Raw genomic sequence first — 8881 nt, forward strand, 5'->3', positions numbered from 1 at the left:
GTTCCGGAATCGGTCTTCCAGCAGCAGATCGATGGAGGTGAGTTCTTCGTCTTTGCGCAACTACTATCGCCGTGCCGGCTTCAACCAGGTCTACCGACGCGACCTGGCCGTTAGTGTGCCCGGCGTCGCTCTTTTCGAACGCAGACTGACCACAGAATCGTGGTCCGACTAGAGCAACTCGATCTCATCGAATCCGACGGTCAAGCTGTGGCGGCGTTCTCGTAGTACGTTCCCTTCGCGATGCGCGACGCCTTCACTGAAGCTGAGGCGAAGTTGCGCCCGGCGGTCGTCCACCTCCTGTACGACCGCGCAGATGCCGTTGAACGGTCCCGCTGGGAAGTAGACGACATCACCCGGCTCGTACTCGCGAAGGCCCACCGGCTCAACCTAGTTGGCTTGATCGTTCGACGGTGCATAGATAGCGCGTTGTGGCCTCCCGGCTTGATGGGCCGGGAGGCCACACTGCGTAACCCGCCTGACCAAACTTCCCGGAATCTCTCAGCCGAACGGCACCAACCGGCCAGATAACGCCAAAGATCCCCGCCATCCATCGCCGAAGGTCGCACACACCTACGTGCGCACCATGCTCCGCAAGATGAGTGCCCAGGCGTACCTGGCGCAGCGGCCACCGCGTAAGGCCTCACCGGCAGCTGCCGCGTCTACTACTGCGAGTGATCTGGGCACACCATCCCGACCCCGGGCACCGCATGCCGGCGTCGTACCGGCGGCAGGCGCTGCACCAACTCCGGCACCGTGCCGGTCGCGGCGAACTTCTCGGGCCAGTAGTCCACCAGCAGCGAGCGGTCGACGGAATCGTAAGCGGCGCAGTCGATGTCGACCACCATCACGCCGGATGGGCGGCAGTGCCGGCGGTACCGGCCTCGGCCTGGCTGCCGTCACGGAGTGGATTCAGCGCGCTGGTCGCCGTTACGCGATTAATGAGTACTGGAGATGGTCTTCGACCTGCCACGCGGCATTTGCAGACATTCTGTGCCACAGTCGATCTCGCGGTTCGTACCGACCCGCTCCGCAGGCGGTCGGTCACGTCCGTCAGTGGTCGGCGACGGGGGTGTTCTGGCAAAAGGTGAGCAGCCAGCGGCCTTCTTCCTTGGTCATGCCGTAGAGCGGCGAGCCCTGGGCCTGGAGTTCGTCGGCGTGGTTGAAGTACTGCTGGCGGACCTTGACCACGGCTACGTCCGGTCGGATGAAGCGAATGAAGAAGGGCTCGTAGGTGGCGTAGCCGTCCTCGGTGGCGCCGGGCAGTACGGCGCGGGTGAATTCGGAGATCTCGTTCAGCCCGTTGAGGAATCTGCCGCCGCCGGTGGTCCAGATGGCGTCGGGATGGAACAGGGCGAGGAAGCCGTCTGCGTCCTCGGCGCGCTGAGCCTTGGCGACCGAGGCCACGACGGCGTGGATGGCAGCGATGTCCTCGGGCCGACCGAGGTTTGAGGTTGTCATGCCACCATCTTCGAACCTCAACCTCGCTCGAGGTCAAATGACCAAGACCGAGAACGACACCGCTCGATCGTTCGGTTGCGGTAATTTGGCATGCGCGCTTCTTATTACGAGGACACCCCATCTGCACCGAGTGACCGGTATCCCTGCGCGCGGCTTGGCAGAGTGTTGCTCATGACGCCGAGCGATCTCTTCTTCCAGCTGGGAGCTGAGCACAGACGAGAGGTTCATCTGTCGCTGTGCGAGGATGCGCTGTCGATTTGGGGCGATTACGTCCGGGGAGAGCCCCGCGAGCTGCGCTATCGCGACTCGGTTGTCGGGATGCGGCATCTGGTCGAAATCGGGCTTCCGGCTGATGCCCTTCGCTCCGCTCGGGCCGGTGTGGATCTCGCGGGTGTGAGCGACCGATATCTCGAACCCATTTGCGCGATGCAGGACGATGATCTCGTCTTTCCCGATCCGGTCGAGTTCGCCTACTACGCGATCTACAACTGTTTCCGCAAGTATGTCCGCGGTGACGACATCGAGGATTGGCTGATTGTCAACCAGGCCTTGTCGGCTCACGACATCGGCGAGGCGGCGCCGCGTTTGACGCGCACCATCGACGATGTCGTCCGAATCCGGCTCGAGAACTGATCGATGGCCCGGCCGGCAGCTCCTCGCCGCTGCCGGCCGGACCGCCCCTCTCACTGCAAATGCCGTGCGAAGAAACGACTTCCGTCGTCTCCCTCGAACTGCGGGACGCCGGTGTGCCCGCCCATATTGGCGTGCAGCGTCTTCTCCTTCGAGCCGAAGGCGTCGAACAGGTCCAGGGCCTGCTGCCGGTCGTTTCCTTCGTCGTCCCACTGCAGCAGGACCAGCAGCGGGATGGTGAGCTGCCGGGCCTCGTCGAACATGCTGCGGGGCACGTAACTTCCGGCGAACAGGACGGCGGCCGCGATGCGCGGCTCGACGACCGCCAGCCGGACTGCGATGCCGATCACCCCTCCCGAGAAGCCGACCGGGCCGCTGATCCCGGGCAGTGACAGGAGTGCGTCCAGGGTGGCCCGCCATTCCGGTACCGCCTTGTCGGCAAGCGGAAGGATGAGCCGGTCCACGATTTCGTCGTCGACCGGCTCGCCGGCCTGGACGGCCCGGCGCAGGTCGGTGCGGGCTTGTTCGGCGGCGGCGGACGGGGGCCGATCACCGCTGCCGGGGAGTTCGATGGTGGCCGCGGCGTAGCCCTGCGCCACGGCATGCCGGGCCCGGCCCGCCAGCCGGGGATACATCCTGCGCAGTCCGCCGGGATGGCCGAGCAGGATCAGCGGTGTCGGTGCCGAGGCGGAAACAGGTGTCCACAGGATGCCGGGGATCTCGCCGAGGGTGAACTCGCGTTCGAGGACGTCGTCGCCGAGACGCTGTTCGGAGATGAAGTGCATGGTCGTGCCTTTCGGGAGTGCTTTCGCGCGGCGCTCCCGGACGACCTATCGCCCGACCGTGACCCCGGAGGGGAGCACCCATGTCGATACTGCGTTCACGGGTACCACCTCCTCGTTCTCTTGCACGGCTTCCGGAAAGGTAGCAGTGGTCCCGATTGCCCGGCAACAGGTTTTCGGACCTACGTGCGGCTCCTCACACACGCGATGAAGGGGCTCGTGGTCACAGCAATCGCAAGCGTGGTCGATGCTGTAGGGCACGAGTGTGATCGGTGAGGGTGGCAGCAGAATGCGGTACCGCGGCGGGGTCGGTGATTCCGCGGGTGGGTAGCGCAGCAGGCGCAGCCGAAGGTCCGGCGAGTGTTCGAATTCGATTGCATGACAACACCTTGCGAGCACGGACGGTCAGTCGCAGCAGTCGCAGACATGGCCTTCGGTCCGAGGCGCGCCGACGGCGGGGTGGGGCAGCAGGTGTCGCCGCGCCAGGCGTTCATGCCCTCCTTTACCGCGATCAGGGCGATGACCAGTGCGGCGATCGGATCGGCCCACGACCATCCGAACAGGGCGTTGAGCAGTAGGCCGACGAGCAGTACCGCGGACAGGTAGGTGCAGAGCAGGGTTTGTTTGGAGTCGGCGACCGCGCTGGCAGAACCCAGTTCGCGACCGGCGCGGCGCTGCGCGGCCGACAGGATCGGCATGATCACCAAACTGATTGCGGCCAAACCTATTCCGATGGGGGAGTGGCGCGCTTCACCGAGTCCGAGCAGGCCGCGGATCGAGTCGACGGTGACGTAGAGCGCGAGAGCGAAGAACGAGAACGCGATGATGCGCAGCGCGATCTTCTCCCGGGCCTCTGGGTTCGGTCCCGCGAATTGCCACGCCAGCGCGGCGGCGGAGGACACCTCGATCACCGAGTCGAGTCCGAACCCGATCAGCGCCGTCGACGACGCCCGGCTGCCCTCGGTGAGGGCGATGATCGCCTCGATGACGTTGTAGGAGATGGTCGCGGCCACGAACCAGCGGATCCGCCGCGCCAGCACTGCGCGCCGCTGCGACGACGGACCGACCGCCACGGCCGACGGTGTGCCCGGCATGCCCAGCGACTGTGACATCAGCAGCAGCCTTCGGTCTCGGCGGCGGGGCAGCAGGCCGGATCGACCGCGAGCACCAGCCCGAGCAGGTCCTCGAGGGCGGCGGCGATGCGTCGGTCGGCGAGTTCGTAACGGCTACGCCTGCCTTCGGGCACCGCCACGACCAAGCCGCATCCGCGCAGGCACGCGAGGTGATTGGACAGAATCTGCCGGGAGACTCCGATCTGCTCGGCCATCTCCGACGGATAGGCCGGGCCGGTACGCAGGCTCAGCAGAATCCGGGTGCGGGTCGCATCCGACAGAGCGTGCCCGAAACGAGCCAGCGCATCGGTATGGGCCACGGGCAAGGTCTGCATACCCCATACGGTACATCGAAATCTGTATACAGAAAATCGTGAATTCATCCGTAGTCGTGTTCGGGTGAATCAAGAGGTTGCATCCGGTACCGGGGTACAGGTTTACCGTCGATCCATGACGAATTCGCCGGCTCGGAACGACTGGGTGCCCTCGGCCTGCACCCTGCCCACGGTCGAGCAGCCGATCCGCGTGACCGAGTTCGATCGGTTCTTCGCTGATGCGGTCCGTGCTGTCCGTCGACCGCACCCGCATCGGCTCGAACTGATTCTCGCCTCCGACGCCGAGCCGCGCGCCCGGGACCTCGCGGCGCGGGAGACCAGCTGCTGTTCGTTCTTCGTGTTCGACTTCGACACCACCGAAGAAGGGCCGGTGCTGAGTGTCGGTGTACCACCGGCATATACGGCGGTGCTCGACGCATTCGCCGCCGGCGGTGCACGGTGACCGCGCTGCGCACCGGCGAGCTCGCAGCCGCGGCCGGAGTGAACACCCAGACTCTGCGCTACTACGAACGCCGCGGCCTGCTGGCCGAACCGCAGCGCACCCTCGGCGGGCACCGCCTGTATCCGGAGGAGGCGGTGACGGTGCTGCGGATGATCAAGGCGGCCCAGCGGCTCGGGTTCAGCCTCGACGAGGTCGCCGACCTGCTCTCCGGCACCGGCCATCACCGGCGCGATGCCGGCTTGCGCACCCGTGTACACGCCAAGCTCGCGGAGGTCGATGCCAAGCTGGCCGAGCTCAACGCGGTCCGCGGCACACTGCGCGCCGCGCTGGCCGCCGGGTGCGAGGATCTGCTCGCCTGCAGTGAATCGCCATCCTGCCCAGTACCTTTCGAGGTTCATGGCGGCTCCGGCGCGTAGGCCTGGGCGGATTCGCCGACTGTGAGCCGCCGGCCAACTCGCTGGCCTGGTCGACCTAGCGGCTGCGCGGACTTGTTTGCGGGTGCAGTTGCCCGTCGGGGCGATAACGACGCCGGCATGGGCGTCGACACAGCGGCGAGCGACGAACAGCGTGTCATTGTGGGCGGAAGCGATGATCGGAACGACGGCCCGATGTACGGCTTCGAGAGCCGCTGTGGCGCTGCGGGTTCAGATACCAGTTGCGGTTGGTGGTTCTCCATCGACATGTGAGCTTCCGTCCCCCGAAAGACTTCGGATACTGCTTCGTCGGTGGTCATACGGAATACCGAACACCGGTGAGGTCCTCGGACATCTCCCATAATCTGCGCTGAAGCAGGGCATCGTGGGAGGTGGCAGACGAGCTGACGATCCGGGGATGGCCTCGTAGTTCGCCCAGTCCTCCGGGCCCGAAGTACTGGCCGCCCACAACTGCGGGGTCCGTTGCGGCGCGCAATATCGGCAGTGCTCCCATCGCAGCGCCTTGACGCAAGCTGCCGAGCAGTCTGTTCTGCAGCCGTATGGATATCGGGGCGTCCCTGACGAGTCGTGTCTTCGTCGTGCCCGGGTGCGCTGCCACGGCGATGGCGTTCGTACCTGAGGCCGCAGCCAGCCGACGTTGGAGTTCGTATGTGAAGAGCAGGTTGGCGAGCTTGGCCTGGCCGTAGGCGTGTACCCACTCGTAGGGACGCCGTTGCCAGTGTGGGTCGGCGAAGTCGATGCCGTCACCAGCCATGCGGTGGCCGAAACTGCTCACGGTCACGATTCGGGCTCCGGGTGTGTGCATCAGCGTATCCAAGAGCAAGCCTGTCAGCGCGAAGTGTCCGAGGTGACACACGCCGAAGTGGAGTTCGAAGCCCTCCTCTGTGGATCCTTTCGTAAACGCGACCAGCCCCGCGTTGTTGATCAACAGGTCGATGCGGGGGTAGCTTGCGCGCAGTTCGGCGGCCGCGGATCTGACAGATCGCATGGATGCGAGATCGAGCTGCTGCACGCTGACGGTAGCGCCGAGCTGAGAGTCGGCGATTCTGGCCGCAGCTTCGGTTCCCGCGCCGATGTCTCGCACGGCGAGCACCGTGCGGGCTCCGCGACGCGCGAGAGCAGCGGCGATCTCGTACCCGATACCCGAATTAGCGCCTGTTACAACGACAGTGCGCCCCGATTGATCCGGTATCGCGTCAGCCGTCCAACGCTGACGCCGGTTCATTTTCATTTCACCTCGCTCACGTCGGGGACCGGATACTTCTCCAGTAGGGTCGTAGCGGTTGGTCAGGTATCCGGAGGCGGCCGACCCTGCGAATCACGGCGCCGCCCAACAGATCTGAGTCGACCTCATCGCCACGCGTGGTAAAAGGCCGGCTCCGGATACTCCCGATACTCGACGAGCTTTCCGTTGTCGAAACGGTACACCTGGGCCAGGACGTAGCTCAGCTTCCCGCCGTCACGTTCGAGGTGATGGCGAACAATAGCGACCCCGATGCGATCGCTGGCCACGATGTCGATCAGTTCGTCCCGATATGTGCCGCCGCTGATCTCCATGAATTTCTGGTACATGCGTAAGCCGCGGGTCGAAACCGCCGGCTATGTTTCCCTCCGCGGCGTCCGCCCACAACCGGAATGGAAACTGCTGGACCGGGAAAGCGGGGAAGAGATTTTCTGCGCCGCTGAATTCGACGCGATCGAACAATGGCTCGATTCGTGATCCGTACTAAAACGTCGATATGGCCGCACCCCACCGGGACCGTTTCGCGCGGTGCCGGCCGCTGGGTGCGACCCCGCCTTGGCGCACCATGCGCAGCCGGGTCACCTCGTCGGCCTGCGCGGGGATCCTTCGCGTCCGTCCCGGCGCCAGGGAGGCGACTGCGACCAGCGCGCTCGCCCCCAGTGCAGCGGCCAGCGGCACCAGAGCGTTCGCGGTCAGCGGAAGAGCCATGACTGCCTCCTCGTCCTCGGGTCGACAGGGCCCACGACCGCTTCGCACGCTATCGGGTGATTCGAACGCACGGCAGGGCGACACGCCGCCGCGCATTTCGCCCGGCGCGCCGACGTTCGACGACGAACACCGGCCACGATCTCTGTAACGTGTTCTAATTTCGGCATGACCGGCGTGCGGGGATGGGTGGATCCGGCCTTCGAGGCGGTCCGGGAGGTGTTCGCGGCCAACCTGGCCGAGGGGCGTGATCTGGGTGCCTCGGTGGCGGTGTGCGTGGACGGGCGTCCCGTGGTGGATCTGTGGGGCGGCGTCGCGGACGAACGCACCGGGCGACCGTGGGAGCAGGACACGGCCTGCGTGGTCTTCTCGTGCACGAAGGCGCTCACCGCGACGGCGGCCCTCGCCGTCGCGCAGGACGTCGGCATCGACCCGGACGAGCCGGTCGCGCGGTGGTGGCCCGAATACGCCGTCGCCGGTAAGGAATCCACGACACTCACCGACATGCTGACCCACCGGGCCGGGCTGCCCGTCTTCGAGCGGCCGATCACGGTGGCCGAGGCCGCCGATCCGGAACTGATGGCGCGCGTTCTCGCGGCGCAGCGCCCGATCTGGCGGCCGGGTGGCGAACATGGTTATCATGCACTGACTTTCGGCTGGCTCGTGGGCGAATTCGTTCGCCGCCACACTGATTCGACGGTCGGCGAGTATGTGCGCGGCCACTTCGGCGCGGATCTGCGCATCGGTGTCTCCGCCGAGGAGGCCGCGCAGGCGGCGCGCCTGGCCCGCCCGCCCGCTGCCGAGATGGTGTGGACGGACGACAGCGGGCCGATCGATGCGGCCACGGCGGCCCGCCTGGTGGAGGCCTATCGCGATCCGGATTCGCTGCTGATGCGCTCCTCGTCCAATCCGGCTGCCGCATACAACAATTCGGATGTGCTGGCGGGCGGGTGGCCGGCATCGGGTCTGGTCGTCACCGCCCGCGCTCTCGCCGGCTTCTATCGCGACCTCGTCGCGGGAACGCTGCTGCCGCGGGCGGTCCTCGCGGAGGCCACGCGGGAGCGGGTGCGTGGAGTGGACGCGGTGCTGCGACTCGAGACGGCGCTCGGCTGGGGATACATGCTGCCGTCGCAGAATTTCGTGCTGCCGGAAACCGCGACCCCCACCGCGTTCGGGCATCCCGGCGCGGGCGGCTCGATCGGCATGGGCGATGTCGACAACCGGGTCGCGATCGCCTTCGTTCCGAATCTGCGCCGCGATTGGCTCGCCGGTGACCGGCGCGCCTACGACCTGGTCACCGCCGTCTACGACTGCCTGTGACGGTAGCCGCGGTCTCGCGGACAGCGGATTCAGGCGAATGCGGCTGCTCTGCGGAGGGCGTCGAGAGTGGTTTCGGGTGAGGTGTTGAAGCAGAAGCGAATTCCCGGCGCTGCCTCCGCGACGAGATTGACGACGCGTTCGAACAGCAGGGTGTGCTCGGGGACGGCTCGCACCGCCCCGCCCACCATGACGAGGTCGAACGATCGGTTCGCCAGCGCCGCGCGGATCTCGTTCTCGGCTTCGTCGGGTGAGGCGGAGACCAGGCACGGTGTGATGTCGAATTCGGTGTCCCGAAGGGCGGCGTTGGCGGCGTCGACCCTGGCTGTGAGTTGCTCCTCGTCCAGATCGGGAAAACGACTGTAGTCCAGCGCTCGTGGATGCAATCCGATCGTCAGTGCGCGAAGGCGGGCGGCGGGATCG

General features: G+C 66.2%; 14 protein-coding genes and 1 pseudogene. 5 read left to right on the top strand and 10 right to left on the bottom strand.

What is annotated here, in order from left to right; translation table 11 throughout:
• Nucleotides 1–168: 168 nt before the first annotated feature.
• The 3 genes from RJ03_RS27960 to RJ03_RS27970 all read right to left on the bottom strand — a co-directional run bounded on the left by RJ03_RS27960 (nucleotide 169) and on the right by RJ03_RS27970 (nucleotide 1458).
• Nucleotides 169–378 carry a KOW domain-containing RNA-binding protein gene (locus RJ03_RS27960; RefSeq protein WP_036507926.1) on the bottom strand — a complete coding sequence of 70 codons (210 nt, stop codon included), beginning with the start codon at nucleotides 376–378 and terminating at the stop codon, nucleotides 169–171.
• Nucleotides 379–662: 284 nt separating this feature from the next.
• On the bottom strand, nucleotides 663–845 hold the full coding sequence (locus RJ03_RS27965; protein WP_036507929.1) for a hypothetical protein: 183 nt from the start codon (nucleotides 843–845) through the stop codon (nucleotides 663–665).
• Between the two features lie 205 nt (nucleotides 846–1050).
• Nucleotides 1051–1458: an SgcJ/EcaC family oxidoreductase gene (locus tag RJ03_RS27970; protein WP_036507932.1), complete on the bottom strand. Its 408-nt coding sequence runs from the start codon at nucleotides 1456–1458 to the stop codon at nucleotides 1051–1053.
• A 171-nt stretch (nucleotides 1459–1629) separates the two neighbouring features.
• Between RJ03_RS27970 and RJ03_RS27975 the strand changes: the two genes are divergently transcribed.
• Nucleotides 1630–2091: a hypothetical protein gene (locus RJ03_RS27975; RefSeq protein ID WP_036507934.1), complete on the top strand. Its 462-nt coding sequence runs from the start codon at nucleotides 1630–1632 to the stop codon at nucleotides 2089–2091.
• 50 nt (nucleotides 2092–2141) lie between these two features.
• Here RJ03_RS27975 and RJ03_RS27980 read toward each other — a convergent pair whose 3' ends face one another.
• From RJ03_RS27980 to RJ03_RS27990, 3 genes and pseudogenes are all read right to left on the bottom strand, one after another.
• Nucleotides 2142–2873: a dienelactone hydrolase family protein gene (locus tag RJ03_RS27980; RefSeq protein WP_036507937.1), complete on the bottom strand. Its 732-nt coding sequence runs from the start codon at nucleotides 2871–2873 to the stop codon at nucleotides 2142–2144.
• A 402-nt stretch (nucleotides 2874–3275) separates the two neighbouring features.
• Nucleotides 3276–3964 (bottom strand): annotated as a pseudogene (locus RJ03_RS27985) (cation efflux transmembrane domain-containing protein).
• Nucleotides 3965–3981: 17 nt separating this feature from the next.
• Nucleotides 3982–4317 carry an ArsR/SmtB family transcription factor gene (locus RJ03_RS27990; RefSeq protein ID WP_036507939.1) on the bottom strand — a complete coding sequence of 112 codons (336 nt, stop codon included), beginning with the start codon at nucleotides 4315–4317 and terminating at the stop codon, nucleotides 3982–3984.
• A gap of 115 nt (nucleotides 4318–4432) precedes the next feature.
• Between RJ03_RS27990 and RJ03_RS27995 the strand changes: the two genes are divergently transcribed.
• Nucleotides 4433–4759 carry a hypothetical protein gene (locus tag RJ03_RS27995; protein ID WP_036507942.1) on the top strand — a complete coding sequence of 109 codons (327 nt, stop codon included), beginning with the start codon at nucleotides 4433–4435 and terminating at the stop codon, nucleotides 4757–4759.
• Nucleotides 4756–5175 (top strand): MerR family transcriptional regulator, encoded by a 420-nt coding sequence (locus tag RJ03_RS28000; RefSeq protein ID WP_036507945.1) that lies wholly within the window; start codon nucleotides 4756–4758, stop codon nucleotides 5173–5175. The genes RJ03_RS27995 and RJ03_RS28000 overlap by 4 nt, the downstream gene beginning before the upstream one ends.
• 313 nt (nucleotides 5176–5488) lie before the next feature.
• Here the strand turns inward: RJ03_RS28000 and RJ03_RS28005 are convergent, their stop codons facing one another.
• Both RJ03_RS28005 and RJ03_RS28010 read right to left on the bottom strand, forming a co-directional pair.
• Nucleotides 5489–6418: an oxidoreductase gene (locus RJ03_RS28005; RefSeq protein ID WP_373281729.1), complete on the bottom strand. Its 930-nt coding sequence runs from the start codon at nucleotides 6416–6418 to the stop codon at nucleotides 5489–5491.
• 125 nt (nucleotides 6419–6543) lie between these two features.
• Nucleotides 6544–6750: a nuclear transport factor 2-like protein gene (locus RJ03_RS28010; RefSeq protein ID WP_036507950.1), complete on the bottom strand. Its 207-nt coding sequence runs from the start codon at nucleotides 6748–6750 to the stop codon at nucleotides 6544–6546.
• Between RJ03_RS28010 and RJ03_RS37400 the strand changes: the two genes are divergently transcribed.
• Entirely contained in the window at nucleotides 6749–6913 is a 165-nt protein-coding gene (locus RJ03_RS37400) for a hypothetical protein (protein ID WP_157163512.1), read from the top strand. The two genes, RJ03_RS28010 and RJ03_RS37400, sit on opposite strands and share 2 nt — an antisense overlap.
• 6 nt (nucleotides 6914–6919) lie before the next feature.
• Here RJ03_RS37400 and RJ03_RS28015 read toward each other — a convergent pair whose 3' ends face one another.
• Nucleotides 6920–7144 (bottom strand): hypothetical protein, encoded by a 225-nt coding sequence (locus RJ03_RS28015; RefSeq protein WP_036507953.1) that lies wholly within the window; start codon nucleotides 7142–7144, stop codon nucleotides 6920–6922.
• A 165-nt stretch (nucleotides 7145–7309) separates the two neighbouring features.
• On the opposite strand from RJ03_RS28015, the gene RJ03_RS28020 reads away from it, so the two are divergent.
• A complete protein-coding gene (locus tag RJ03_RS28020) occupies nucleotides 7310–8461 on the top strand; it encodes a serine hydrolase domain-containing protein (protein WP_036507955.1) in 1152 nt (383 codons plus the stop codon).
• A 29-nt stretch (nucleotides 8462–8490) separates the two neighbouring features.
• Here RJ03_RS28020 and RJ03_RS28025 read toward each other — a convergent pair.
• The coding region (locus tag RJ03_RS28025) for a hypothetical protein (RefSeq protein WP_036507958.1) at nucleotides 8491–8881 on the bottom strand (391 nt) is incomplete at its 5' end.

The organism is Nocardia aobensis NBRC 100429 (genome assembly GCF_000308375.1).
GTDB classification, from domain to species: Bacteria; Actinomycetota; Actinomycetes; order Mycobacteriales; family Mycobacteriaceae; genus Nocardia; species Nocardia aobensis.

What these genes read in the sequence shown, in the direction of transcription:
- RJ03_RS27995 (WP_036507942.1), top strand. Translation starts at nt 4,433, where the DNA reads ATGACGAATTCGCCGGCTCGGAACGACTGGGTGCCCTCGGCCTGCACC.
- RJ03_RS28010 (WP_036507950.1), bottom strand. Translation starts at nt 6,750, where the DNA reads ATGGAGATCAGCGGCGGCACATATCGGGACGAACTGATCGACATCGTG.
- RJ03_RS27975 (WP_036507934.1), top strand. Translation starts at nt 1,630, where the DNA reads ATGACGCCGAGCGATCTCTTCTTCCAGCTGGGAGCTGAGCACAGACGA.
- RJ03_RS27980 (WP_036507937.1), bottom strand. Translation starts at nt 2,873, where the DNA reads ATGCACTTCATCTCCGAACAGCGTCTCGGCGACGACGTCCTCGAACGC.
- RJ03_RS28020 (WP_036507955.1), top strand. Translation starts at nt 7,310, where the DNA reads ATGACCGGCGTGCGGGGATGGGTGGATCCGGCCTTCGAGGCGGTCCGG.
- RJ03_RS27970 (WP_036507932.1), bottom strand. Translation starts at nt 1,458, where the DNA reads ATGACAACCTCAAACCTCGGTCGGCCCGAGGACATCGCTGCCATCCAC.
- RJ03_RS37400 (WP_157163512.1), top strand. Translation starts at nt 6,749, where the DNA reads ATGAATTTCTGGTACATGCGTAAGCCGCGGGTCGAAACCGCCGGCTAT.
- RJ03_RS28015 (WP_036507953.1), bottom strand. Translation starts at nt 7,144, where the DNA reads ATGGCTCTTCCGCTGACCGCGAACGCTCTGGTGCCGCTGGCCGCTGCA.
- RJ03_RS27965 (WP_036507929.1), bottom strand. Translation starts at nt 845, where the DNA reads ATGGTGGTCGACATCGACTGCGCCGCTTACGATTCCGTCGACCGCTCG.
- RJ03_RS28005 (WP_373281729.1), bottom strand. Translation starts at nt 6,418, where the DNA reads ATGAACCGGCGTCAGCGTTGGACGGCTGACGCGATACCGGATCAATCG.
- RJ03_RS27990 (WP_036507939.1), bottom strand. Translation starts at nt 4,317, where the DNA reads ATGCAGACCTTGCCCGTGGCCCATACCGATGCGCTGGCTCGTTTCGGG.